We start from the raw sequence: 25825 nt of genomic DNA on the forward strand, positions 1-25825 counted from the left end.
CGACGGATCATGGGACCCGAGATCATTCGCACACGACGACGGGGATGACCCGGTCGGTCCACGACTGGTAGTTGTCGAAGTCCGGATACATCGCCGTCAGCCGCGGCCAGTAGACGGCCCGTTCCTCGTCGGTCGCGACCCGCGCCCGCATCGTCCGCACCCGCGACCTGATCTGCACCGTCACCTCGGGGTTCGCCTGGAGGTTGCGGAACCACAAGGGATGCTTGGGAAGTCCACCCTGCGAGGCGACCAGGACCACCTTGTCGCCGTCCTCGAGGAACAACAGCGGCGCCGTCCGCGGCCGACCGGTCTTCCGCCCGGTCGTGGTCAGCAGGCACACCGGGATCCCCCACGGGAACGCACTGCCGACCCGCCACTTCCCGCCGATACGACCGTTCGTGGCCTTGTACGCCGCGACGTTGAACCGCGACATCCACTTGATGATCGTGACGGTGGCCTTCGAATCGAGGCCCTTCGGCGCTGCTGTGGTCCCCACGTCAGATCCGCTCGATGATCGTGCCCGTGGCCAGTGCACCACCGGCACACATCGTGATCAGGGCCGTCGACGCGTCGCGCCGTTCGAGTTCGTGCAGCGCCGTGGTGATCAGCCGCGAGCCGGTGGACCCGACGGGGTGGCCGAGCGCGATCGCGCCGCCGTTGACGTTGACCTTGTCCATATCGGGATTGTGCACCGAGGCCCACGACAGCAGCACGGAGGCGAACGCCTCGTTGACCTCGAACAGGTCAGGATCGTCGATGGTCATGCCGGCCTTCTCGAGGACCTTCGCGGTGGCCTGCACCGGGCCGTCGAGGTGGAACTCGGGCTCACCGCCGACGAGGGCCTGCGCGACGATGCGGGCGCGCGGCTTCAGCCCGAGTGCCTTCGCCCGATCGGAGTCCATGAGCAGCACCGCGGCGGCACCGTCGGAGATCTGCGACGACGTGCCGGCGGTGTGGACACCGCCCTCGAGGACGGGCTTCAGCTTCGCCAGCGACTCCGCGGAGGTCTCGCGCAGACCCTGGTCGCGGGTGACGGTCTGCTTCTCGCCGGTGAGGTTGCCCTCCTTGTCGACGACGGGGGCGACGACGGGCAGCACCTCGCGGTCGAACCGGCCCTCGTCCCAGGCCTGCTTCGCGAGCTGCTGGGAGCGCACACCGAGAGCGTCGACGTCCTCGCGGGTGATGCCGCGGCGCCGCGCGATCCGCTCGGCGGCCTCGAACTGGTTGGGCATGTCGATGTTCCACGACTCCGGGCGGCGCGGACCGGCGTTCTCACCGACGTTGGCGCCCAACGGGACCTGGGTCATGGCCTCGATGCCGCAGGCGATGCCGACGTCGATGGCGCCGGTGGCGATCAGCCCCGCGATGAGGTGGTTGGCCTGCTGCGCCGACCCGCACTGGGCGTCGATCGTGGTGGCGCCGACCTGCCAGGGCAGGCCGGCGTGCAGCCAGGCGGTGCGGGTGATGTTGTTCGACTGGGCGCCGGCCTGGGTGACGCATCCGCCGATGACCTGTTCGACGAGGGAGGGGTCGATCCCGGCGCGCTCGACGAGTCCGGACTGCGCGGCGCCGAGGATTTCCGCAGCATGCAGGCCTGCGAGCCATCCACCTCGCTTGCCGATCGGGGTCCGGACGGCTTCGACGATGACTGGTGTGCCCACTGCGGGCTCCTTTCTACGGTCGGTCTTCGCAAAATAGAACAGGTTTCTCCGAGCGGCAAGAACCCGACTTATCCCGTTGGACGTGCTGATCCCTTCACCAATGCGCGTGGCTGTGTTTGAATGGTTTTAGAACGTGTTACACATCACGCGAGCGGTACCCGCCAGGGCAGGAGAGATATCAGTGGCGCAGCCGAACATCCCCGAGGACATCGATTTCACCGACCCCGATCTGTACGCAGACCGCATGCCGTTCGAAGAGTTCGCGGAACTGCGGAAGACGGCGCCGGTGTGGTGGAACAAGAAGTCTCCCGACGTCGGTGGTTTCCACGACGACGGGTTCTGGGTTGTCTCCCGGCACGAGGAGGTCCGGGAGGTCTCCCGTCGGAGCGACGTGTTCTCCAACTGGGAGAACACGGCAATTCCGCGGTTCAACGACGACATCCCCCGCGAGGCCATCGAGCTGCAGCGGCACGTCCTGCTCAACAAGGACGCCCCCGAGCACACCAAGCTGCGCAAGCTCGTCGCGCGCGGTTTCACCCCGCGCGCCATCAACAGCCTGCGCGAGGAGCTCGACCGCCGCGCCCGTCTCATCGTGTCGGACGCCTGCCAGGCCGGTAAGGGCGACTTCGTCACGCAGATCGCCGCGGAACTGCCGCTGCAGGCGATCGCCGACCTCATCGGCGTGCCGCAGGAGGACCGCGCCAAGATCTTCGAGTGGTCCAACCAGATGACGGGCTACGACGATCCGGACAACACCGCCGATCCGGCCGCGGCCTCGATGGAGGTGCTGGGCTACGCCTACCAGATGGCCGCCGCCCGCAAGGAGAACCCGGCCGACGACATCGTCACCACGCTCATCGAGGCCGACATCGACGGCGACGAGCTGGCTCCCGAGGAGTTCGGCTTCTTCTTCATCGTGCTCGCCGTGGCCGGCAACGAGACCACCCGCAATGCCATCACCCACGGTATGGCGGCGTTCCTCGACAATCCGGACCAGTGGGAGCTGTTCAAGCGGGAGCGCCCGAAGACCGCAGCCGACGAGATCATCCGCTGGGCCACCCCGGTCACGTCGTTCCAGCGCACCGCGCTCGAGGACGTCGAGCTCGGCGGGCAGCTCATCAAGAAGGGCGACCGCGTCGTCATGCTGTACGCCTCGGCGAACAACGACGAAGAGGTGTTCGAGAACCCGCGCCAGTTCGACATCCTCCGCGACCCGAACCCGCATCTCGCCTTCGGTGGCACCGGTGCGCACTACTGCCTCGGGGCGAACCTCGCGCGCATGGAGATCGATCTGATCTTCAACGCGATCGCCGATCACATCCCGGACATCACCAAGATCGGTGACCCGCACCGCCTGCGGTCGGGTTGGCTCAACGGCATCAAGGAGTTCCAGGTCGACTACAAGACGTCGGGAGGATGCCCGGTCAAGCACTGAGCCGAGGCGACGGTCGAGTACTGAGCCGAGGCGGCGGTCGAGCACCGAGCCGAGAGCAGGTGAGGTCCCCGGACACCACGAGGTGTCCGGGGACCTCGTCGTTCCGCGTCCTGCTCCTCCGGGTCCTTCACTCCTCCGGGGGAACGTCTCCGGGATCGCGGGCCGGCACGATGATCCGGCTGATCAACCGCCGGCGTCGGCCGGGCCCCGGGCCGAGTTCCGCGTAGCGCGCGAACAGCTGCGCCATCTCCGTCACGAGGGCCAGGGCCTCCTCGTCGGTCAGGTCGAGGGCGATCTGCCGGTAGCCCACGACGTCCTCGACCATGCGGCGCCGGCCCGGGTCATCGAGGTAGGCGTCGAAGTCGGCAAGCAGCTGAGCGGTGAAGGCGAGGAAGGCGCGCCGGTGGTCGTCGGCGCTCATCTCCTCGGCCTGGTCACCGGTCACGTGTGCGCGTTCGGTGACGAGACGGTAGGTGCGTTCGACGGTGCCGCGGACGCGGCGTTCGGAGACGACCTCGAGTACGCCGGCGTCGACGAGGGTCGCGATCTGCCGGTAGAGCGTGGCGGTCGAGACGTCCTCGAGCAGGGCGCGTAACTGGGCGGTGGTCGCGGTGCGGTCGCCCAGCAGTGCCTGGACGATGCGCAGCCGCACCGGGTGCAGCAGCAGTTCTGCGGTGGTCATGCCTCTCCTCCCCACCCTCCGACCTTCTCACAGTTGACATTGTTCTCAACAATGAGAATAATCGCTGTCATGACGACGATGAACATCGACAACGGAACCCTGCGAGTGCGCTTCACTCCCTTCGAGAAGATCGCCGGACTCATCGGCAACGTCGACGTGCCGCTCACGTCGATCCGCAACATCGAGGTGTTCGAGGACGGTCTGTCCGCGGTGCGCGGCATCCGCGCCCCCGGTCTCGGACTGCCGGGCGTGCGCAACATCGGCTCCTGGCGTGGACCCGGCCGCAACGACCTCGTCTCCGTGCGGCGCGGGGAGCCGGCACTGCGCATCGAACTGGAGGGGCACAAGCGCACCGCGCTCGTGCTGCGTGTGGCCGACGCAGGGCGGTGGGCCGAGAAGCTGCGTACCGCCGCGGCCCGCTGACGGGCCGCTTCGTGCCGGCCGACGCCGGTCAGGGGGGTCAGCGCAGCCGGCGCAGATCCTCGGAGGTGTCCACATCACCCGCGTCCGCCAGGGCGGTGCAGTCCACCCGCCGCACCCGGTCGCGGTTGCGGGCGAGGAACGAACGCGCCCCCTCGTCGCCGGTGGCCTCGCCGGCCGCGGTGCGCGCGTCGGCGAGATCGAACACCACCGGATGCCCCGGACGGTCCGCGAACACCGGCAGCGTCACCGTCCCGGGCCGGTGTGCTTCCAGCACGTGGCGCACGAGTCCGGTGGTGATGCCGGGGAAATCGACGACGGTGAGGACGACCCGGTCGTGGGCCCGCGCGGCCTCGACGCCGCGGCGCAGGGAGGTCGACATGCCTTCGGCCCAGTCGGGATTGCGCACCGCGACGGTGCCTTCCGGGCACGCGGCCGCGACCTCCTCACCGAAGGCGCCGACGACCACGACGACCTCGTCGCACCCGCCACCGAGCAACGCCTCGGCCACGGTGTGCAGAAGGGGACGGCCGCGATGGGGGAGCAGTGCTTTCGCACGTCCACCCAACCGCGAGCCGTCCCCTGCTGCGAGAACGATCCCGGCGGTCGACATACCGCCGATGCTACGAGACGGGCCTACGAGGCGGGCCGCAGTGTCTTCATCGCCCGCTCCACTTCCCAGAAGGCGCGCAGCGAGACGATCTTCCCGTCCTCGTCGACGCGATAGACGAACACACCCTCGGCATCGATGAGATTGCCCGCCATCGTGGTGCGGATGGTGCCGATGTTGACGCACTCGTCACCACACACCAGCACGTCGTCGACGAGGAACTCGAGCTTGTCGGTGTTGGCGATGGTCATGTCGTAGAACTTCGAGATCGCCTCACGACCGTGGTGCCCCTTGCCCTCCGGATCGAAGCCGGAGGGTCCCACGGGATCCTCGACGCACGCGTTCTCCGCGAACAACGCCAGCCACTCGTCCTTGCGCTTGCCGCTCGCCGCCGCCTGCGACGCCCGGGCGGCCACGCGTGCCGGATGTTCCTCGCTCATGCCGCATCCCTTCCGTGAATGTACTTGTCGGCGAACCTGCGCAGCGACTCCTGCTTCGCCTCGAGCGGTGAATCGAATCCGTGGCCGTCGAAGATCCACGGGACCACGATGATGTCGGTGACCCCGGCGTCGGCGAGTTCCGCGTAACCGGAACTGCCGAACCTGTCGACGCACACCGTCTGGATCTCGAACGGCTCGTCGCTGCGGCCGTACTCGGCGCGCAACTCGCGCAGTCGGGTGATGACCTGCACGAGATCGTCGAACTCGATCATCGCCGACGTCCACCCGTCCCCGACCCGCGCCGCGCGCCGCAGCGCCACGTCGGTGTGCCCACCGACGTAGAACGGCACCGGCTCGGTGGGGGCGGGGCTCATCTGCAGCCGGTCGAAATCGTAGAACTCGCCGTGGTGTTCGACCATGCCGCCGCCGAGGATCAGCTTCAGCACCTCGATCATCTCGTCCACGCGCTTGCCGCGCTTGGCGTAGGGCACCCCGCACCACTCGAACTCCTCCGGTGCCCAGCCGATCCCGACCCCGAGACCGAATCGGTTGCCGGTGAGGTTCGCGACCGACCCCACCTGCCGGGCCAGCAGCACCGGATTGCGGGAGCCGAGTTTGAGCACCTGCGTGTAGAACCGGATCCGCGAGGTCACCGCCGCCATCGACGCCGCGGCGATGAGCGGATCGACCCAGGGGGTCTCCGGCGTCCACATGCGCGAACCGTCCGGGGTGTACGGATAGTCGACGCTCTGCTTCTCCATGTAGAACAGCGAGTCGGGCAGTGCGATCGAGGCGTACCCGCACTCCTCGGCGGTCTGCGCGATGCCGTTGAGCTGGTCGAGCGGGGTCATCGCGACCCCCACGGTGAACGAGACCATGGCGCTGCTCCTTAGTTCGTGGGCCGGTCGGAGCCCACCACCCACATCGAGAAGTACTGCGACCCACCGCCGTAGGCATGTCCGAGGGCCTTGCGTGCACCCTCCACCTGGTGTTCACCGGCCTTGCCCATCACCTGGATCGCGGCCTCGGCGAAGCGGATCATGCCCGACGCGCCGATCGGGTTGGAGGAGAGCACACCACCGGACATGTTGACCGGCAGGTGGCCGCCGATGGCCGTCTCCCCGGCCTCGGTGAGCTTCCAGCCGGAACCCTCGGGGGCGAACCCGAGGTTCTCGAGCCACATCGGTTCGAACCACGAGAACGGCACGTAGATCTCGGCGCAGTCGATCTCCGCGTAGGGATCGGTGATACCGGCCTGCTTCCACAGCGCGGCCGCGGCGACGCGACCGGCCTCCGGGTTGACCTGGTCGCGCCCGGCGTAGGTCGTCGGTTCGGTGCGCATCGCGGTGGCGTGGATCCAGGCCACGGTGCGGCCCGCCTGCTCGGCCGCTTTCGCGGTGTCCTCGTCACCGAGCACGACCGCGCACGCACCGTCGGACGACGGGCACGTCTCGTCGTACCGGATCGGGTCCCACAGCATCTGCGAGGACTGCACCTTCTCCAGGGTGATGTCCGGCTGTTTGAGATGGGCGTAGGGGTTCTTCGCGCCGTTGAGCCGGTCCTTCACCGCGACCATCGCGCCGATGTGCTCGGGCGCACCGGAGCGGCGGATGTAGGAGCGGACGTGCGGGGCGAAGTAGCCGCCGGCGCCGGCGCCGACGGGCATGGTGAACGGCACCGGGGTGGACAGCGCCCACATCGCGTTCGACTCGGACTGCTTCTCCCAGGCCACAGCCAGCACCCGCTTGTGGATACCGGCCTGCACGAGGCTCGCCGCGACGTTCGCCGTGGACCCACCCACCGAGCCGGCGGTGTGCACACGCAGCATCGGTTTGCCGGTGGCGCCGATGGCGTCGACCATCGACAGTTCGGGCATCATGACACCCTCGAACAGGTCGGGGGCCTTGCCGATGACGACGGCGTCGATGTCGTCCCAGCCGACCTGGGCGTCGAGCATGGCGCGGTCGATCGCCTCGCGGACCAGGCCGGACATCGACACGTCGTGCCGCTTGGCGACGTAATGGGTCTGTCCAGTGCCGAGGACAGCTGCCGGTTGCTTGGCCATCAGTTGCGTCCCTCCAGAACGGCTACCAGATTCTGTTGCAGCACAGGGCCGCTCGTCGCGTGGGCCAGGGCACGTCCGGCCCGGCCGTCCATGATCGCCTGCGCCGCGTACCCGATGCGTTCGAGACCGGCCGCGAACATCGGGTTGCCGGTCAGCGGTCCGCCGGACGGGTTGATCACCGTCGAGTCGCCCAGACCCAGTTCCTCGCGCAGGATCAGTTCCTGGTGGGTGAACGGGGCGTGCAGTTCGGCGACGTCGAAAGCGGTGTCGCCGCCGGTGACGGCCTGTGCGGCGGCCCGGGCGGACGGTGCCGTCGTCAGGTCGACGGCACCGAGGTTCGGCGAGTCCGCGCGGTGCTCGATGCCGGTGATCCAGGCCGGGTTCTCGCACAGTTCCCGTGCCCGGTCGCCGGAGGCCAGGACGATCGCGGCGGCACCGTCGGTGATCGGGGCGCAGTCGTGCTTGCGCAGCGGATCGGCGACGTAGGGGTTGTCGAGGAGCGCGTCGACGTCGACGTCACCCGACCGCTGCGACTTGGCGTTGTCCTTCGCGGTGGCGTAGCTGCGGGCCGCGACCTCCGCCATGTCGCGGTCGGTCCACTTGCCGGCGTCGAGACCCATGCGGGCCTGTAGACCGGCGAGTGCGAGCGAGTCCACGCCGAGCGGCGCGACGAGATAGGGATCGAGCTGCAGCGAGAGGGTGCGCCGCAGGTTACCGGCCGACGACTTGCCGAAGCCGTACACCAGGGCGGTGTCGACCTCGCCGGTGACGAGCTTGACCCACGCCTCGTAGAGGGCCCAGGCAGCGTCCATCTCGACGTGCGATTCGTTGATCGGGGGTACGGCGCCGATGGCGTCGATCGCGGAGATGAACGAGAAGGCGCGCCCTGCAAGGTAGTCGGACGAACCCGAGCACCAGAAGCCGATGTCGGACTTGGTGATGCCGAGCTTGTCGTACAGCTCCTGGAAACACGGGACGAGCATCTCGACGCCGTTGGTGGTGCCGAAGGTCTCGCGCACGTGCGGAGCATGTGCGAAGCCGACGACTGCGATGTCTGTCATGGTGTCCGCTGCTCCTAGAGGTGGTGTTTGAAGGTCTCGTAGTCGGCGTCGGGTTCGCCGGTGGGGCGGAAGTACTCGATGTTGCGGAGGGTGTGGTCCCACTCCTCCCGCGGCCGCCACTTCGCCTCGACCCTCATGCCCATCCGCACCTCGGAGGCGTCGCATTCGAGGATCAGATGGAGGAAGGGGATGTCGGCGCCGTCGAGCAGCACGTAGGCCGCGACGTAGGGCGGCTTGATCTGCTGCCCGAGGAAGGGCACGTTCACGATGCAGAAGGTGGTGACGATGCCCTTGTCGGACAACTCGACGGGTTCCTTGGTCGGCACACCGTCGGTGGGGCTCGCGCCGCGCGGCGGCACGTAGACCTTGCCGCCGGGACCGGTACGGCCGCCGATGATCTTGCCCTCCTTGAGCCCGCGCAGGTACCAGGACTCCTCGGGGGAGGCGGAGTGCTGGTAGTGCAGGTCGATCGGGGTGGTGATCATGGTGACCGGCTCGCCCGTCGCGGTGGTGACCGTGACTGTGGCCTCGCCGGGTTCGAACGCCGCGATGTCGTGGATGCTGCCGGCACGCTCGTCGGCCCAGCGGACCCGCACGCGCATCCCGGTGCTCATGTCGTCGGGCGAGGCGACGTCCACCGCGTGCAGCAGTGCGGTGTCGGCGCCGTCGAGACGGATCAGCGCCCACGCGAACGGGCGGTCGAAGGGCTGGCCGGGAAGCGGATCCGCGTTCCATGTCCAGCTGACGACCGTGCCGGTCTGCCCGACTTCGACGAAGTCGGTGAGGGGCTCGTGGGTCACCGCGTCGTATTCCGGCGGCGGCACGAGGACGCGCCCGTCGGACCCGCGGGCTCCGAGGATGCGTCCGTCGCGCAGACCGGTGACGAACGCCCCGACGGTCGGCCCGGTGGATCGTGTGTAGTCGAACTTCAGGTTCAGCGGTGCGCTCAGTGGTGGTTCGGCGACCGCGCTCTTTCCCAGGCTCACAATTTCGAGTAGAACAGGTTCTAGTGTTGCTGGCAAGGGCGGCGCGTGAACTGCACCTCGCCGTCATCGGTGCGACAGGAAAGGCGTGCAATGCAACTGGGACTTCAGCTGGGCTACTGGGGAGCCCAGCCACCACCGAACGCACCGGAACTCGTTTCCGCCGCCGAGGCCGCGGGCTTCGACGCCGTGTTCGCCGCCGAATCGTGGGGATCGGACGCGTTCACGCCGCTGGCCTGGTGGGGCTCGGCCACCGAACGGGTCCGGCTCGGTACCTCCGTCGTCCAGATCTCGGCGCGCACCCCCACCAGCTGTGCGATGCACGCGCTGACCCTGGACCACCTGTCCGGCGGCCGGCACGTCCTCGGTCTCGGTGTCTCGGGGCCACAGGTCGTCGAGGGCTGGTACGGGCAGCCGTTCGCCAAACCGCTGGCCCGCACCCGCGAATACGTCGAGATCATCCGCAAGGTCCTCGCCCGCGAGGAACCGGTGACGAGCGACGGCCCGCACTACCCGCTGCCCTACGGCGGTCCGGGTGCCACCGGACTGGGCAAGCCGCTCAAGCCGATCACCCATCCGCTGCGCTCGGACATCCCCATCTGGCTCGGCGCGGAGGGACCGAAGAACGTCGCGCTCACCGCCGAGATCGCCGACGGCTGGCTGGCGATCTACTACACCCCGCGCCTGGCGTCGATGTACGACGAGTGGCTCGACGAGGGCTTCGCGCGGCCCGGTGCGCGCCGCACCCGGGAGGACTTCGAGATTGCCGCGACCTGCCAGGTGGTGGTGACCGACGACCGCGCCGGCACCATCGCGGCGATGAAACCCGTGACGGCGCTCTATGTCGGGGGAATGGGTGCACCCGAGCTGAACTTCCACGCACAGGTCTACCGCCGGATGGGTTACGGCGAGGTGGTCGACGAGGTGACGGCCCTGTTCCGCTCCGGCCGCAAGGACGAGGCGGCCGCGGCGATCCCGGACGAGATGGTCACCGAGACGATGATCGTCGGCAACGCCGACGAGGTCCGTGAGGGCGTCAAGCGCTGGGAGGAGGCCGGCGTGACGATGCTGCTCGTCGGCTGCCGCAGCGTCGAGCAGATCCGCACGGTCGCCGACGTCGTACTGCGCTGAAGGCGCCGCGCGCGGGCGGGACTCCTCTGTCGAGGGGACCCGCCCGCGGCGTGTCTCAGGAGGTGTAGGCCGCCTTCAGTTTTCCCTTGACCAGCTTCCCTGTGGGGGTGCGGGGCAATTCGTCGACGAAGTCCACCGAGCGGGGCACCTTGAAGTGCGCGACCCGCTCGCGCACGTAGGCGATCAGGTCCTCGGCCAACCCGGGCGTTCCCTCGGTACCGGGTGACGGCTGCACCACGGCCTTGACCTCCTCACCCATCTCCGGGTGCGGCACCCCGATGACGGCGACGTCCTCCACCGCCGGGTGCAGCGCCAGGACGTTCTCGATCTCCTGCGGATAGATGTTCACGCCGCCGGAGATGATCGTGAACGACTTGCGGTCGGTGAGATACAGATAGCCCTCGTCGTCGAGATAGCCGAGGTCGCCGACCGTGGTCCAGTTGGGATGCTCGGGATGCTGTGCCGCCGAGGTCTTCTCGGGGTCGTTGTGGTACTCGAACGGCACGTTCTCGGTCTCGAAGTAGATCGTCCCCACCTGCCCGGCCGGCAGTTCCCGGCCCTCCTCGTCACAGATGTGCGCGGGGCCGATCACGCTCTTGCCCACCGATCCCGGATGGTCGAGCCATTCCTGGCTGTTGATGAAGGTGATGCCGTTGGCCTCGGTGGAGCTGTAGTACTCGTAGACCACCGGTCCGAGCCAGTCGATCATCGCCCGCTTGACCTCGGGCGGGCACGGCGCGGCGGCGTGGATGAGTACGCGCAGGCTCGACAGGTCGTGCCGGGTGCGGAGCTCCTCGTCGAGCTTGAGCATCCGCACGAACATCGTCGGCACCATCTGTCCCGCCGTGATCCCGTACTGCTCGATGTGCCGGAGAGCATCGGCGGCGTCGAATCTCTCGGCCAGCACCACGGTTCCGCCCAGGGCGTGGATCGCGCCGCCCCAACGCAGAGGCGCGGCGTGGTAGATCGGTGCGGGGGAGTAGTAGACGTCGTCGGCGCCGATGCCGAACAGGAACTGCGCGACCGCGACGAGCGCCTCGCCGGGTTCGTCGACGCGACGCTCCGGCAGCGGTGGCCGGATGCCCTTGGGGAAACCGGTGGTCCCGGACGAGTAGAGCATGATCGCACCGCAGGGCTCCTCGCAGAGGCGGGGGCCGGCCGTGGCGAGAGCGTCCTCGTAGGAGTCGAATCCGGGCACCTCGCCGCCGAAGGCCAGCCGGGCCGCGTCGACGGAGACCTTCCCGCCCACCTCCGCGGCGAGGTCGCCGAGGGAGGCCGAGACGATCAGCGCCTTCGCGCCGCTGTCGTCGACGATGTAGGCGACCTCGCCGGGGGTGAGATGGCTGTTGACCGCGGTGATGTAGAGGCCGGAGCGCAGCGCCGCCCAGAACACCTCGAACGCCTCGACCCGGTTGTCGGTGAGCAGGGCGACGACGTCGCCGGTCCGCAGTCCGCGGTCGTGCAGGGCGCGGGCGAGGGCGGCCGACCGGTCGTCGAGTTCGCGGTAGGTCAGGCTGCGGTCGCTGTCGGCCAGGACGACGGCGAGCTTGTCGGGGTCGGTCCGAGCGTGCACTCCCGGGTACATGGGGGCTCCTTACTGCCGGCGCAGATCCCACGACATTGTGCCGTGGATCACAGCCGCAATGTAGCAGCAGAAGGCCCCGACAGGACGGTGGTGTCCCATCGGGGCGTCGTCGCTCGCTGCCGGGGTCAGGCCCCGCTGAATTTCGGCTTGCGCTTCTCCGCGAATGCGCGCGGACCCTCCTTGGCGTCGGCGCTCTTGAACACCGCGGCACCGAGTTCGGCGTCGATGCGGAACGCCTCCTCCTCGTGCAGGCCCTCGGAGTCGCGGATCGTCTTGAGGATCGCCTGCACGGCCAGCGGGCCGTTGTTCGCGATGGTCTCGGCGATCTCGAGGGCCTTGTCGAGGGCGGTGCCGTCCGGGACGACGTAGCCGATGAGCCCGATCTCCTTCGCCTCGGCGGCGGTGATGTGGCGACCGGTGAGCAGGATGTCGGCGGCGATCGTGTAGGGGATCTGGCGCACCAGCCGCACGGCCGAGCCGCCCAGCGGGAACAGTCCCCACTTGGCCTCGGAAACACCGAATTTCGCGCTCTCACCGGCCACACGGATGTCGGTGCCCTGCAGGATCTCGGTACCGCCGGCGATGGCGGGGCCCTCCACGGCCGCGATGAGCGGCTTGGTCAGCCGGCGTCCCTTCAGCAGGGCCGGAAGACGCGTGAGGTCCCAGCCCCCGCCTTCGAACTTGTCGCCGGGCGCGGCCTGGTTCATCGCCTTGAGGTCGGCGCCCGCGCAGAACGCGCCGCCGGCGCCGGTGAGGATCGCGACGCGGATCTCCGGGTCCTCGTCGACGCGGTCCCACGCCTCGTTCATGATCGACATCATTTCGCCGGACAACGCATTTCGTGCTTCCGGGCGGTTCATGGTCACGATCAGGACGTGGCCGCGCTGCTCGACGAGGCAGTGCGGTTCGCGGGTCGAGATGTCCGAATCGGCTGCGCCGGGGGCTTCGGTAGCGGACACTGATGGGACTCCTCAGCGGTGTTGTGAACTGGATCATATTCGGGTCTTGTCAGAAACGGTAACACGTTCTACTTTTATCGGCGTGGCCCTAAACATCGCAGACCTCGTCGAACACGCAATCGACCTCGTTCCCGAGCGCGTCGCGCTGGCCTCGGACGGGTGTGAGATCACCTATGCGCAGTTGGAGGAGAGAGCCAACAGACTTGCTCATTACCTGCTCGAACAGGGTGTGAAGCCGGGGGACAAGGTCGGGATCTACTCGCGGAACACCATCGAGGCCGCCGAGGCGATGATCGCGATCTTCAAGATCCGGGCGATCATGATCAACGTCAACTACCGCTATGTCGAGAACGAGTTGCAGTACATTTTCGACAACTCCGACATGGTCGCGCTCATCCACGAGCGCCGGTACTCCGACAAGGTGGCCAACGTCCTGCCGAAGACCCCGCTGGTGAAGACCGTGGTGGTCGTCGAGGACGGCTCCGATCTCGACTACTCGGCCTACGGCGGCGTGGAATACGAAGCGGCCCTGGCCCAGGGTTCCCCCGAACGCGACTTCGAGGAACGCAGCGCCGACGACATCTACATCCTCTACACCGGCGGCACCACCGGTCACCCCAAGGGCGTGATGTGGCGGCACGAGGACGTCTGGCGCGTGCTCGGCGGCGGCATCAACTTCATGACCGGCGAGTGGGTCAAGGACGAGTGGCAGCTGGCGAAGGAGGGCGCTCAGAACCCCGGTCTCGTGCGGTATCCCATCCCGCCGATGATCCACGGCGGTGCCCAGTGGGCGCTGTTCCAGTCGCTGTTCAGCGGCGGCAAGGTCATCATGCACCCCGAGTTCTCGGGCCACGAGGTGTGGCGCATCATCGACGAACACAAGGTCAACGTCATCTTCATCACGGGTGACGCCATGGCCCGCCCCATGCTCGACGCGCTCGAGGAGGGAAATCCGAAGACCGGCAAGCCCTACGACCTCTCCACACTGTTCGCCATCGCGTCGAGCGCGGCGCTGTTCTCCCCGTCCATCAAGGACCGCTACATCGACCTGCTGCCGGGCAAGGTCATCACCGACTCGATCGGCTCGTCCGAGACCGGCTTCGGCGGTATCGGCATCGTCGAGAAGGGCAAGACCCTCGGCGGCGGTCCCACCGTCAAGATCGACGAGTCCACCACCGTCCTCGACGACGACGGCAACCCGATCGAACCGGGTTCCGGCAAGGTCGGCTGGGTGGCCCGCACCGGCAACATCCCGCTGGGCTACTACAAGGACGAGGCGAAGACCAAGGCGACCTTCCGTGAGTACAACGGCGTCCGCTACTCGATCCCCGGCGACTACGCGCGGGTCGAGGCCGACGGCACCGTCACCATGCTCGGCCGCGGCTCGGTCTCGATCAACAGCGGTGGCGAGAAGGTCTACCCGGAGGAGGTCGAGGGCGCCCTCAAGCAGCATCCCGCCGTCTTCGACGCCCTCGTGGTCGGTGTCCCCGACGAGCGGTTCGGCGAACGGGTCTCCGCGGTCGTCGCGCTGCGGGAAGGACAGACGGCGACCCTCGACGAGCTCATGACGACGGCACGCGAACACATCGCCGGCTACAAGGTGCCGCGGGCGGTGTGGTTCGTCGACACGATCAAGCGGTCGCCGGCCGGAAAGCCCGACTACCGGTGGGCCAAGGACCAGACGCAGCTGCGCCCGGCCGACGAGGTCTACGACAACGGCAACGGCAACCGGGCCGCGACGGGATAGGCGGACGATGCAGACAGCTCTGAGCCGGAAGTTCGGCATCGAGTACCCGATCTTCGGATTCACCCCCTCCGAGCACGTCGCCGCGGCCATCAGCCGCGCCGGCGGGCTCGGGGTCCTCGGGTGCGTCCGGTTCAACGATCCGGAGGAACTCGACGCCGTCCTGACGTGGATGGACGAGAACACCGACGGCAAGCCCTACGGTGTCGACGTCGTGATGCCCGCCAAGGTGCCCACCGAGGGCACCGCGGTGGACCTCGACAAACTGATCCCGGCGGAACACCGGGCCTTCGTCGACCGGACCCTCGAGGAACTCGGGGTGCCGCCGTTGCCGGAGGACGCCGGTCAGGCGAGCGGGGTGCTCGGCTGGCTGCACTCGGTGGCGCGGTCGCACGTCGAGGTCGCGCTGAACCACCGGCCGGCGCTGATCGCCAACGCCCTCGGCTCCCCGCCGAAGGACGTCATCGACCTCGCCCACGAGAAGGGCGTGCCGGTGGCGGCCCTCGCCGGGTCGGTCGAGCACGCGAAGCGGCACGTGGAGAACGGTGTCGACATCGTCGTCGCCCAGGGATACGAGGCCGGCGGACACACCGGGGAGATCGCATCGCTGGTGCTGTGGCCCGAGATCGTCGACGCACTCGGCGATTCCGCGGCGGTCCTCGCCGCGGGCGGGGTCGGCTCCGGCCGTCAGGTCGCCGCGGCGCTCGCCCTCGGTGCGTCGGGTGTGTGGATGGGGTCGTACTGGCTCACCACCGCCGAGTACAAGCTCGGTGCGGCCGCGCACGGTCCGTCGTCGATCCAGCGGGCGCTGCTCGCCGCGTCCTCGTCCGACACGGTGCGCTCCCGGATCTACTCCGGCAAGCCGGCGCGACTGCTCAAGACCAAGTGGACCGAGGCGTGGGCGAAGCCCGATGCGCCCGAGCCGCTGCCCATGCCGCTGCAGAACATCCTGGTGAGCGAGGCTCACCAGCGCATGTCGGCAGCCGACGACCCCGAGGTCGTGGCCATGCCGGTCGGCCAGGTGGTGGGACGGATGAACGAGATCCGGCCCGTCGCCGACATCATGGCCGACCTGATCCGAGGCTACGAGGACGCGGTCGATCGGCTGAACGAAGCCCGCTAGGGGGTGGGGGACGTGCCCCGGGACGGATCTTCCGTTCCGGGGCACTTTCGTTCCCGGCCGCGGTGCCGCACGAGGAGCTCAGTGCCGCACCAGGATCGCGAGGAGCTTCTGGATCTGTTCGACGGTGGGGGTGGGCAGGTTGTCGCGTCCGTAGAGGAAACCGATGCCCGCGTAGACGAGGGTGCCCGCCCGGATCTCGGCCTCCTCGTCGTCGAAACCGAGTTCGCGGAAGCAGTTCTGCACCACCGCCATGATGCGCTGGTCCAGTGCGCGAACCGATTCGGCGACCTGCGGGTCGCTGCGCGCCCACTCGCGGACGGCCACCTCGGCCTCCCATGCGCGGGCGTCGACGAGCATCGCACCCATGTGGGCGAGCCGCTCGTCGACGGGCATCTCCTCGAGGCTCGTCAGGCCGCGGGCCGCGTCGTTGTCCTGCGAGGTGTAGCGGGTGGCGATGGCCTTCATCAGATCGTCGATGTCGGAGAAGTGCCAGTAGAAACTGCCTTTGGTGACCCCGAGCTCGTCGCACAGCCGCGAGATCTTCACCGCCCCGCGGCCTTCGGAGACGAGCAGGCGCAGGCCCGCCTCGGTCCAGTCGTCGAGGGACAGCCGTGGTCGCCGCCCGGACCGGCGGCCGCTCTTCGCCGGTTGTTCAGCCACGGATGGTCACCTCTCCTCGATCGTGTCGGAAAACGAGACTACAGGTCGCCCGCGGGCAGCGCCGCGACGACGGCAGCCCGTGCTGCGGGGTCGTGGGGCAGACGCCAATGGTCCACGCAGCCGGTCGAATCCGAGCCCGTCGGTACGCCCGCCAGTGTGACGACGGTGGAGCCCGGCAGGGCGCCGCGCTCGGGCGGGACCACGAGGAGGTCGCAGGTCGACACGATGTCGGTGTAGCGGACGCCGGGGGTCGGCACGCCGCGGGCGTGCAGGTCGCGAAGCAGGTTCGACCCGGCGACGATCTCGCGGCAGCCGGCGCAGACCGGGTCGACGATCGGCTTCTCGAGTCCGAGGACGAGGTCGTAGGTGCCCACATCGCGGCTGATCTGCTCGGCGGCGGCGAGCCCACCGATTTCGGTGCCGTGCCACAGCGCGCCGAGAGTGGTGAGGGAGCGAACCGGCCCGGGGCCGTGCTCCTGCAGGTAACGCTGCACCACCAGCGATCCCGCGCCGTGTGCGACCACGTCGACCGTGCAGGTGGGGTCGTCGCCGCACAACGCGTCCAGAGCCTCGGCGAGATCCCGAGCGCCGGCGTCGGTGCCGCGGAGTCCGGCGAGGGGGAGGGGGAGATCGCCGGCGGCGGGTTCGCCCCAGCTGACGGTGGTGGCGCAACGGCCGGCCGCGGCGAGATCGGCGGTGAAGGCGGTCCACGTCTCGGTGGTGCTCGCGAGGTCGTGCACGAGGACGGTGTCCGGGCGTGCTCCCGCGCACGGATCGGGAAGCGGTGCGGCGGTGGCCGGACCCGACGGAACGGTCCAGGCGGCGACGGCCAGCAGGGCCACCGACAGGGGGTGTGACCAGGACTTACCGAGCATCGAGGCTCCTTCGCGAGGGCTATTGACCAAACCATACCGTATGGTACTGTGGCGCCCATCACGAGCACCGGTCCTCCCGGTTCCGGGCCGGCGCGGACGACAGGAAAGACGCTCCATGCAGAGACTCAGCCGCAGAACCCTTCTCGCCGGACTCGCCGTCGGAACCGGCGCCGTCCTGCTCGGAGGGCGCGCACTCGCGGACGGCCCGGACATCACCCGGCCGCTGCTGTTCCACTCCCCGCGGCTCGAACCCTTCGTCGACGAACTGCCGATCATCCCGCGACCGGACAGCACCTCCTACCGGATCGACGCCGTCAGTGCCCGGCACAGCTTCCACCGCGACCTGCCGGCCGGACCGACCCTCGCCTACGGCGACAGCACCTACGGCGGCCCGACGCTCGTCGCACACAAGGGGCAGGAGACCTCGGTCGAGTACCGCAACGCCATCGACACGCACCCCTTCGCCGCCGACTTCGACACCACGCTGCACGGGCTGAGCGAACGCGACCGCACCGACGTCCCCACCTCGATGCACCTGCACGGCGGGGTGACCCCACCCGAGTTCGACGGCAACCCCGAACAGATCTCGCGTCCCGGCCAGGGATACACCTACCGGTTCCCGAACCGCCAGGACGCGACGACCATGTGGTACCACGACCACGCGATGGCGGTCACCCGCCTCAACGCCTACGCGGGCCTGGCCGGGATGTACCTGCTGCGCGACGAGTACGACACCGGCGACCGGCGGAATCCGCTGGGGTTGCCCAGCGGCGAGTTCGAACTCGAGCTGGTACTGCAGGAGAAGATCGTCAACAGCGACGGTTCGCAGAGCATCCGCTCGACTCCGATCGTGCCGCAGGGCCGGTGGGAGGGCGGCGCCGTCGGCGACGTCGGTGTCGTCAACGGCAAGATCTGGCCCGAGGCGCGCGTCGCCCGCGGCCTGTACCGGGTGCGGCTGCTCAACGCGGCGTCCTTCAGCGTTTGGGATCTGCACTTCTCCAACGGGATGCCGTTCTGGGTGATCGGCATGGAGGGCGGCCTGCTCGACGCGCCCGTCCACACCACCCGCGTACGCCTGTCGCCCGGCGAACGCGTCGACCTGCTCGTCGATTTCGGCGTGCTCGAACCCGGCGACACCGTGGAACTGCGCAACAGTGAGCCCGCCGCCCCGCAGGCCGCGCAGATCGGTGCCGTGCTCATGCCGCTGTTCATGCGTTTCCGCGCCGAATACGCCCGCGGGTTCACCGGCCCGGTCCCGGACCGGCTGCGCGGCGGCCCGGGGCTTCCGCCCGTGGTGGGGCCGATCCCGACGCCGCAGAACGTGCGGAACGTGTCGCTGAGCCAGCCCTCGGAGGTGCGGATCCCGCCGTCGATCATGTCGCTGAACAACCTGATGTACCACAGCACCGACATCGAGATGCCCCGCCAGGGCACCGTCGAACAGTGGAACATCGTCAACGCCACCCCGGACCCGCACCCGATCCACCTGCACCTGGTGCACTTCCGTGTCCTCGGCCGGCAGGCGATCAACACCCTCGCCATGTGCGCCCGACAGCCGCAGCCGCCCATCGGGCTCAAGTGGACCCCGGACGCCGACCCCTTCGTCGTCGAGCCGCTGCGCGGACCCGAACCCTGGGAGACGGGTTACAAGGACACCGTCATCTGCAACCCGAACTCGGTGACCCGCGTGATCGCCTACTTCCCGACCGCGGACGAGCTCGGCTTCGACCCCGACACGACGTTCTCGCGCGAGGTCCACACCTTCGACCCGCACCGGGCGGGTCACCACGCCGTCGGCCACGGCGACCACGGCCCAGACGGCCACGGCACCGAGCACGGAAGCCACGGCGACCTGCAGGGCTACGTCTGGCACTGCCACATCCTCGACCACGAAGACCACGACATGATGCTCAAATACCGGACGGTGACATGACTTCCACGAGCGATTCCCCGATTCTCGACCACTTCCAGCGCATCCCCTACGAGCCGGCCGATGACGGCCGCGTCGAGATGCACTCCGGTCTCAGCCGCCACTACCCGACGCTGCACGGCAACCTCGTCGCCCCGGCCGGCTACTCCAAGGAGGTGGGCGTGGTCATGTGCCATCCCGCCTCGAACTTCCTGACGCACTTCCTGCTCCGCGCGTTCGCGCAGGCGGGGATCCCGGCGATGGGACTCAACACCCGCTACTCGTCCAACGAACCGGCGCTGATCATGGAGCGCGCCGCGCTCGACCTCGGGACCGGGGTGCGGTGGATGGCCGACGAACTCGGTTTCGAGAAGGTCGTACTCCTCGGCTTCAGCGGCGGCGGTTCACTGGCCTCCTTCTACCAGTCGCAGGCCCAGAACCCCACGGTCACCGCCACTCCCGCGGGGGATCCCGCGCCGTTCGCCCGGGCGGACCTGCGACCGGCCGACGCGCTCATGCTCGTCGGTGCCCACCCGGGCCGCGCCCGCGTGCTGCGGCACTGGATCGACGGTGCCGTCGTCGACGAATCCGACCCCTACGCCACCGATCCCGAGCTGGACCTCTACGCGCCCGGCCGCACCGCCCCGCTCGACCCGGAGTGGGTGCAGCGTTACCGCGACGCCCAGCTCGCCCGGATGCGTCGCATCGACGCGTGGGCCCTCGAACAGCTCGCCGAACTCGAACGCACCGGCTCGTCGGACCGCGGATTCGTCGTGCACCGCACCGTCGCCGATCCTCGCTTCGTCGACCTGAGCATCGACCCGAGCGACCGCGAACTCGGCTCCATGTACGGAGATCCCAAGGCCGCCAACACCGCAGCCGGTGGCCTGGCGCGCTTCGTCACCGTGCGCAGCTGGCTGAGCACCTGGAGTGTCGACCACACCCACGCCGACGCCCTCACCGACCTGCGCAACGTCACCACCCCCACGATCGTGATGAGCCTGCTGGGCGACCAGGCGGCCTTCGCCGAGGACTCCCGCCTGATGTACGACGCGCTCGCGGGCACCGACAAGGAACTCGTCGAGATGCACGGGCTCAACCATTATCTCGTGGACCAGCCGGATGGTCTCGCCGACGTCGTCGGCCGTCTGACCGCGTGGATCCGCCGCACCGTGTTCGACGAACGGACCGAGGAGGCACTGGCATGACCGACATCGACACGCTCGAACAGTCGACGGACGCTCCGATCGATCGCTGCCCCACGGCATTCCCGTACTGGCAGGCCATCGAGAAGCCCGGCATCAAGCGGGCCCGGCGGATCGTCCGCAGGCTCACCGGATTCGACTTCCTGCCCACCGACGAGCAGGCCCGCGCCCTGTGCAACGACCTGTTCAGCGGCGACCCCACCGCGGAACGCTTCGTCGACGAGGTCTACCACGGCGAACTCGGCCCGAAGAAGACCCGCGAACTGCTCGACAAGGCACTGACCGACGGCATCGACTCCCTCGACGAGGTGCCCGACGCCATGAAGGCGCTGTTCGAGGAGTTCGAGACCGTCCCCGACTGGGTGCAGCCCGAACTCGTGGAGGAGGGCGCCGCCATCTGGCGCCGGTGGGGCACCATGCTGTTCAGCTTCGCCGGTGCGGAGACCCTCGAGATCTACACCGAGGCCGCGGTCGCGACCCCGCTGTCCCTCGCGGGCGGTTACGCCGGCGACAACGCCCTGCGCCGCTTCCTCGAGACCTGCCGGTTCTGGATCGACGTGTCCGAGCCCGGCGCGTTGCTCACCCCCGGCAGCAAGGGCCGAGCGACGGCGCTGAAGGTGCGGGTCATGCACGTCTCGGTCCGCTCCCGCGTCGCGAAGCACCCCGAATGGGACATCGCCAAGTGGGGCCTGCCGATCAGCCAGACCTACATGCTGCTGACCCTCATCGCCGGCAGCGTCACCCCGGGTCTGGCCCTGTGGGTGCTCGGCTACCACACCACCCCGCGGGAGATCCGGGCGCTCATCCACTTCCAGAAGTACATGGGCTACCTGCTCGGCGTGCGGATGCAGTGGTACCCGGAGACCCTCGGCGACAGCGTCCGCACCCTGATGACCACCGTCGTCTCGCGCTCCTACGACTCCGGGGAGCACGGCAAGGAACTCATCGAGTCCTACCCGCAGGCCTTCGCCCCGCGCGACGGCCACCGCGGCCTGAAGCGGCTGCGCGAGTACTACAACTTCCGCATCAACTCCGTGTACTCGGCGATGTTCATGGCACCCGGAACACGGCGGAAGTACTCGCTGCCCAAGGTGATCCCGTGGATGATCATCCCGATCGCCCGGTTCCCGCTCATCACCGCGATGGAGCTGGCCCGCCGCTTCGTCCCCGGCGTCGCCGGAGTGCACGAGAAGATCATGGTGTGGCATCGGGAGAACTGGTACCGCGCCCAGATGGAAGGCCGCGAAGCACAATTCGACGCCAGCGGTGCACTGCGCCGATAGACGCCGTCAGCGCTGCGCCGACAGGCGCACACCTTGCGCTGCGCCGATAGGCGCACACCTTGCGCTGTGCCGATAGACACCGATTCACCTCATCGAGACCGGAGAAGACATGACCTTGCAGATCGTGGAGGCCTGGAACGGCCCCGGCCGGCGGGACGGCGAGATCACCGTCGTCGCCCCCAGCGACAACGGCGCCCATCCCTCCACCGACAAACACGCCTTCGAACACTGGTACTTCGACGCCCACCTCGACGACGGACGCATCGTCGTCGCGATGCTCCAGACGCGGGAGCTGGTGCACCGCAAGCCCGGTGTGGAGATTCACGTCTACAGTGCCGACGGGCAGCGCCGCGAGGCGAGCCGCACCTACACCGACGCCGACCTGTCGGTGTCCACCGAACGCTGCGACGTCCGCGTCGGGGAGAGCTTCGCGAAGCTGACGGGGGAGAAGGACGGCCTGCCCGTCTACCACGTGTCGGTGTCCGAAGGCGATCTCGCCTTCGACCTGACCTTCGAGGCCGAGGTGCCGCCGTGGATGCCCGGCCGCGGCCGCACCAGCTACAACGAGCGCGAGTTCTTCGCGTGGGTCGTCGGCGCACCGCGCGCGAAGGTCTCGGGTACGGTCACGGTGGACGGGAAGACCACCGAGGTCACCGGCCGCGGCTACCACGACCACAACTGGGGCGTCGGCGACATGAAGCGTGTCATCGACAAGTGGTACTGGGGCCGCCTCTACACCGAGGACTTCACCCTCGTCTACGCGATGGTGCACACCCAGAAGAAGTACGGTTCGCACTGGTCGCAGCCGGTGATGGTCGCGCACGGTCGCGACGTGATCCTCAGCAACGGCGAGGTGGAACTGACCGAGGGACCGACGGTGTACAACCCGGTCGCCGACCGCACCTATCCGTCCTGGGTGCGTATCCGGGTGCCGGGTTCGCTCGACGTGACCCTGACGGTCCGCGAGATCGTGCACGCCCACAACCTCCTCGAGGACGTGCCGCTGGCGTCGAGCAGGCTGCTCAAGCCGATCGTCAACAAGCTGATCGGCCATCCGGGCTACTTCCGGTTCCGCTCCGACTTCACCATGACGGTCACGGTCGACGGACTGGACCACGAGCGTTCGGGGTCGACCCTGCACGAGATGGTCGCCCTGACATGAGCACGCCCGTGGAGGTCCGTCCGGCTCTCGACTACCTGCACGGTTTCGGCAACGAGCACCACAGCGAGGCCGTGCGGGGAGCACTGCCGTGGGGTCAGAACTCACCGCAACGCGTGGCCCACGGGCTGTACGCGGAACAGCAGTCCGCGACGGCGTTCACCGAGCCCCGCGAGATCAACCGTCGCACCTGGACGTACCGCATCGTGCCGTCCGCGGCGCACGGCCCGTTCGAACGGATCGACGACGGTGGCTGGGTGTCGGCACCCGACACCACGGGGGTGCTCACCCCCAACCGGCTGCGGTGGGATCCGCAGCCCGTGCCGGCGCCGGGCACCGACTTCCTCGACGGGATGACGACCTACGCCACCAACGGGGACGTGACCGCCCGCACCGGCATCGCGATCCACTTGTACGCGGCGTCGCAGTCGATGACCGACCGGTACTTCGTCGACGCCGACGGCGAACTGCTGTTCGTGCCGCAGGACGGTGCGCTGCTGCTGTGCACCGAGCTCGGTCGGCTGGTCGTCGAACCGGGGGAGATCGCCGTGATCGGGCGGGGTCTGCGGTTCCGCGTCGACCTGCTCGACGCCACCGCCACCGGCTACCTGCTCGAGAACTACGGCGCCGCTCTGACCCTGCCCGAACTCGGGCCGATCGGCGCGAACGGCCTCGCGCACGCTCGCGACTTCCTCTATCCCACGGCATGGTTCGAGGACCGCACCGGACCGGTGCAGCTGGTGCAGAAGTTCGGTGGGCACCTGTGGGCCACCGAACTCGACCACTCACCGCTCGACGTCGTCGCCTGGCACGGCACGCACTGCGCCTACAAGTACGACCTCGCCCGGTTCAACGCGATGACCACGGCGGGCTGGGACCACCCCGACCCGTCGATCTTCACCGTGCTCACCTCACCCGGCCCGGTGCCGGGACAGGCCAACGTCGACTTCTGCGCCTTCCCGGACCGCTGGGTGGTGGGTGAGCACACCTTCCGCCCACCGCACTTCCACCGCAACGTCATGACCGAGTTCATGGGACTCGTTCGTGGACGGCATGATTCGAAGGCGGAAGGATTCGTCCCCGGCGGTGCGTCCCTGCACAACCAGTGGGGCGCCCACGGGCCCGACGTCGAGACCTTCGATCTCGCGACCACGGCGGACCTGAAGCCGGTCAAACTCGAGAACACCCTGTCGTTCATGTTCGAGACGCGACTGGCGCTCACCGTCACCGATGCGGCCCACCGCGCCGCGCACCGCCAGCCGAACTACGATTCGTCGTGGTCCGGTCTCACCCGCCGCTTCACCCCACCTTCTCCTCAGGAGTCGTGATGACCGAACTGTCCACTCCCGCACCCGTCGTCGTACCCGACCCGCAGCTGCGCATCGGCGGCCGGGCCGTGCCCGCCCGCTCGGGTGCCCACTTCTCGTCGATCAACCCGGCGACGGAGGAGGTCGTCGCCGAGGTCGCCGCCGGTGGCGCCGCCGACATCGACGCCGCCGTCCTCGCCGCCCGCGACACCTTCGAATCCGGTGCCTGGTCGCGCATGCCCGGTGCCGAGCGCGGCCGGATCCTCTCCCGCGCCGCCGATCTCATCGAGCAGCACGCCCCCGAGCTGTCGGCCCTCGAGACCGCCGAGATGGGCAAGCTCTACGCCGACACCGTCGCCGGCGACATCCCCGCCGCCGCGGCGTCGTTCCGGCACTACGCCGGCTGGGCCGACAAGATCGCCGGTGAGGCGATGATCCTGCCCGACGTGGGGCCGCAGCACCGCTTCGGCTTCACCCTGCGTCAGCCCCTCGGCGTCGTCGGCGCCATCACCCCGTGGAACAACCCGACGGTCGTCGCGGCGTGGAAGATCGCTCCGGCCCTGGCCGCGGGCTGCTCGGTGGTCGTCAAGCCCGCCGAGGACGCCTCGCTGTCGACGCTGAAGCTCGCCGACCTGCTCGCCGAGGCCGGTGTCCCGGACGGGGCGTTCAACGTCGTGCCCGGCCTCGGCCCGGAGGCCGGTGCCGCGCTCGCCGCCCACGAGGGCATCGACAAGATCACCTTCACGGGCAGCCCGGCGGTGGGCAAGACCATCACCTCGCTCGCCGGCGAGAAGTTCCGCAAGGTCACCCTCGAACTCGGCGGCAAGGCACCGCAGCTGGTGTTCCCCGACGCCGACCTCGAGGCGTCGCTGCCCTGGATCGCGATGGGCAACTTCTACCACCAGGGGCAGGTCTGTGCGGCCGGCACCCGCGTGATCGTGCACGAGTCGATCGCCGACCAGGTCGTCGAGGGCCTCGTCGAGTTCGCCCGCGGCGCCGTCATCGGCGATCCCTTCGACCCGGACACCACGCAGGGCACCATCGTCAACCGCAAGCAGCTCGACCGCATCCTCGGCTACATCGAGAAGGGCAAGAGCGAGGGCGCCGAACTGCTCACCGGCGGTTCGCGCGTCGGGGACCGCGGCTACTTCGTCGAGCCGACCGTCTTCCGCGGCCACAACGACCTGACCATCGCCCGCGAGGAGATCTTCGGTCCCGTCGCCACGGTCATCACCTTCAAGACCACCGAGGAGGCGGTGCAGCTGGCGAACGCCACCAAGTACGGCCTCAACGCCTTCATCTTCAGCCAGAACCTGTCGACAGTGCACAGCGTCATCCCGCAGCTGCGGGTGGGCACCGTGTGGGTCAACGGCTGGGGTGTGCCCGATCCGGCGCTACCCTGGGGCGGACGTGACGCGAGCGGTATCGGGCGCGAGCTCGGCCGCAGCGGTCTCGAAGCGTTCACCGAGGAGAAGACGGTTCACCTCGGTTACTGATCGAAGGAACGGGACAACGCAGTGACACAGAG

The 25825-nt window shown here is 68.7% G+C and carries 24 protein-coding genes; 11 read left to right on the forward strand and 13 right to left on the reverse strand.

The features are described from left to right. Positions 1-22: 22 nt before the first annotated feature. Both OED52_RS02525 and OED52_RS02530 read right to left on the reverse strand, forming a co-directional pair. Positions 23-496, reverse strand: coding sequence for a nitroreductase family deazaflavin-dependent oxidoreductase (locus tag OED52_RS02525; protein WP_318841902.1), 474 nt, complete (start codon positions 494-496; stop codon positions 23-25). Position 497: 1 nt separating this feature from the next. Further along, positions 498-1661, reverse strand: a complete 1164-nt coding sequence (locus tag OED52_RS02530) for a steroid 3-ketoacyl-CoA thiolase (RefSeq protein WP_264153132.1) — start codon at positions 1659-1661, stop codon at positions 498-500. Positions 1662-1842: 181 nt separating this feature from the next. Between OED52_RS02530 and OED52_RS02535 the strand changes: the two genes are divergently transcribed. Next, on the forward strand, positions 1843-3096 hold the full coding sequence (locus OED52_RS02535; RefSeq protein WP_264153133.1) for a cytochrome P450: 1254 nt from the start codon (positions 1843-1845) through the stop codon (positions 3094-3096). A gap of 127 nt (positions 3097-3223) precedes the next feature. Here OED52_RS02535 and OED52_RS02540 read toward each other — a convergent pair whose 3' ends face one another. After that, positions 3224-3778: a helix-turn-helix domain-containing protein gene (locus OED52_RS02540; RefSeq protein WP_264153134.1), complete on the reverse strand. Its 555-nt coding sequence runs from the start codon at positions 3776-3778 to the stop codon at positions 3224-3226. Between the two features lie 69 nt (positions 3779-3847). On the opposite strand from OED52_RS02540, the gene OED52_RS02545 reads away from it, so the two are divergent. Continuing rightward, the gene (locus tag OED52_RS02545) at positions 3848-4201 is read left to right on the forward strand and encodes a hypothetical protein (RefSeq protein ID WP_264153135.1); all 354 of its coding nucleotides are present in this window, start codon (positions 3848-3850) and stop codon (positions 4199-4201) included. A 37-nt stretch (positions 4202-4238) separates the two neighbouring features. Here the strand turns inward: OED52_RS02545 and OED52_RS02550 are convergent, their stop codons facing one another. The 6 genes from OED52_RS02550 to OED52_RS02575 are packed head-to-tail and all read right to left on the reverse strand — an operon-like array spanning position 4239 to position 9360. Continuing rightward, positions 4239-4811 carry a nucleotidyltransferase family protein gene (locus OED52_RS02550; protein WP_264153136.1) on the reverse strand — a complete coding sequence of 191 codons (573 nt, stop codon included), beginning with the start codon at positions 4809-4811 and terminating at the stop codon, positions 4239-4241. A gap of 23 nt (positions 4812-4834) precedes the next feature. After that, entirely contained in the window at positions 4835-5248 is a 414-nt protein-coding gene (locus OED52_RS02555) for a nuclear transport factor 2 family protein (RefSeq protein ID WP_264153137.1), read from the reverse strand. Beyond that, positions 5245-6126, reverse strand: coding sequence for a TIGR03619 family F420-dependent LLM class oxidoreductase (locus OED52_RS02560; RefSeq protein WP_264153138.1), 882 nt, complete (start codon positions 6124-6126; stop codon positions 5245-5247). The genes OED52_RS02555 and OED52_RS02560 overlap by 4 nt, the downstream gene beginning before the upstream one ends. An 11-nt stretch (positions 6127-6137) precedes the next feature. Then, positions 6138-7313, reverse strand: coding sequence for a thiolase domain-containing protein (locus OED52_RS02565; RefSeq protein ID WP_264153139.1), 1176 nt, complete (start codon positions 7311-7313; stop codon positions 6138-6140). Beyond that, positions 7313-8374, reverse strand: coding sequence for a thiolase domain-containing protein (locus OED52_RS02570; protein WP_264153140.1), 1062 nt, complete (start codon positions 8372-8374; stop codon positions 7313-7315). Before OED52_RS02570 ends, OED52_RS02565 begins: the two co-directional genes overlap by 1 nt. A gap of 14 nt (positions 8375-8388) precedes the next feature. Next, a complete protein-coding gene (locus tag OED52_RS02575) occupies positions 8389-9360 on the reverse strand; it encodes a Zn-ribbon domain-containing OB-fold protein (RefSeq protein WP_264153141.1) in 972 nt (323 codons plus the stop codon). A gap of 90 nt (positions 9361-9450) precedes the next feature. Between OED52_RS02575 and OED52_RS02580 the strand changes: the two genes are divergently transcribed. Beyond that, on the forward strand, positions 9451-10488 hold the full coding sequence (locus OED52_RS02580) for an LLM class F420-dependent oxidoreductase (protein WP_264153142.1): 1038 nt from the start codon (positions 9451-9453) through the stop codon (positions 10486-10488). A gap of 55 nt (positions 10489-10543) precedes the next feature. Here the strand turns inward: OED52_RS02580 and OED52_RS02585 are convergent, their stop codons facing one another. Both OED52_RS02585 and OED52_RS02590 read right to left on the reverse strand, forming a co-directional pair. Continuing rightward, complete coding sequence (locus OED52_RS02585; protein ID WP_264153143.1) at positions 10544-12073, reverse strand: AMP-binding protein; 1530 nt, start codon at positions 12071-12073, stop codon at positions 10544-10546. A gap of 125 nt (positions 12074-12198) precedes the next feature. Further along, complete coding sequence (locus OED52_RS02590; protein WP_264153144.1) at positions 12199-13032, reverse strand: crotonase/enoyl-CoA hydratase family protein; 834 nt, start codon at positions 13030-13032, stop codon at positions 12199-12201. Between the two features lie 82 nt (positions 13033-13114). Between OED52_RS02590 and OED52_RS02595 the strand changes: the two genes are divergently transcribed. Both OED52_RS02595 and OED52_RS02600 read left to right on the forward strand, forming a co-directional pair. Beyond that, the gene (locus OED52_RS02595; RefSeq protein WP_264153145.1) at positions 13115-14779 is read left to right on the forward strand and encodes an acyl-CoA synthetase; all 1665 of its coding nucleotides are present in this window, start codon (positions 13115-13117) and stop codon (positions 14777-14779) included. Positions 14780-14786: 7 nt separating this feature from the next. Further along, a complete protein-coding gene (locus OED52_RS02600) occupies positions 14787-15899 on the forward strand; it encodes an NAD(P)H-dependent flavin oxidoreductase (RefSeq protein WP_264153146.1) in 1113 nt (370 codons plus the stop codon). Positions 15900-15977: 78 nt separating this feature from the next. On the opposite strand, the gene OED52_RS02605 is transcribed toward OED52_RS02600, so the two are convergent. Both OED52_RS02605 and OED52_RS02610 read right to left on the reverse strand, forming a co-directional pair. Next, the gene (locus OED52_RS02605) at positions 15978-16559 is read right to left on the reverse strand and encodes a TetR/AcrR family transcriptional regulator (RefSeq protein WP_264153147.1); all 582 of its coding nucleotides are present in this window, start codon (positions 16557-16559) and stop codon (positions 15978-15980) included. Positions 16560-16597: 38 nt separating this feature from the next. Beyond that, positions 16598-17434, reverse strand: a complete 837-nt coding sequence (locus OED52_RS02610; protein ID WP_264153148.1) for an esterase/lipase family protein — start codon at positions 17432-17434, stop codon at positions 16598-16600. Between the two features lie 115 nt (positions 17435-17549). On the opposite strand from OED52_RS02610, the gene OED52_RS02615 reads away from it, so the two are divergent. The 6 genes from OED52_RS02615 to OED52_RS02640 all read left to right on the forward strand — a co-directional run bounded on the left by OED52_RS02615 (position 17550) and on the right by OED52_RS02640 (position 25793). Further along, the gene (locus OED52_RS02615) at positions 17550-19367 is read left to right on the forward strand and encodes a multicopper oxidase family protein (RefSeq protein WP_264153149.1); all 1818 of its coding nucleotides are present in this window, start codon (positions 17550-17552) and stop codon (positions 19365-19367) included. Further along, positions 19364-20551, forward strand: a complete 1188-nt coding sequence (locus OED52_RS02620; protein ID WP_264153150.1) for an alpha/beta hydrolase — start codon at positions 19364-19366, stop codon at positions 20549-20551. The genes OED52_RS02615 and OED52_RS02620 overlap by 4 nt, the downstream gene beginning before the upstream one ends. Next, positions 20548-21831 carry an oxygenase MpaB family protein gene (locus OED52_RS02625; RefSeq protein ID WP_264153151.1) on the forward strand — a complete coding sequence of 428 codons (1284 nt, stop codon included), beginning with the start codon at positions 20548-20550 and terminating at the stop codon, positions 21829-21831. The genes OED52_RS02620 and OED52_RS02625 overlap by 4 nt, the downstream gene beginning before the upstream one ends. A 109-nt stretch (positions 21832-21940) precedes the next feature. After that, a complete protein-coding gene (locus OED52_RS02630) occupies positions 21941-22993 on the forward strand; it encodes a lipocalin-like domain-containing protein (RefSeq protein ID WP_264153152.1) in 1053 nt (350 codons plus the stop codon). After that, a complete protein-coding gene (gene hmgA / locus OED52_RS02635) occupies positions 22990-24318 on the forward strand; it encodes a homogentisate 1,2-dioxygenase (RefSeq protein WP_264153153.1) in 1329 nt (442 codons plus the stop codon). Before OED52_RS02630 ends, hmgA begins: the two co-directional genes overlap by 4 nt. After that, positions 24318-25793: an aldehyde dehydrogenase family protein gene (locus OED52_RS02640; protein WP_264153154.1), complete on the forward strand. Its 1476-nt coding sequence runs from the start codon at positions 24318-24320 to the stop codon at positions 25791-25793. Before hmgA ends, OED52_RS02640 begins: the two co-directional genes overlap by 1 nt. Positions 25794-25825: the final 32 nt, after the last annotated feature.

Origin of the sequence: Rhodococcus sp. Z13, from assembly GCF_025837095.1 — a bacterium.
GTDB lineage: Bacteria > Actinomycetota > Actinomycetes > Mycobacteriales > Mycobacteriaceae > Rhodococcus > Rhodococcus sacchari.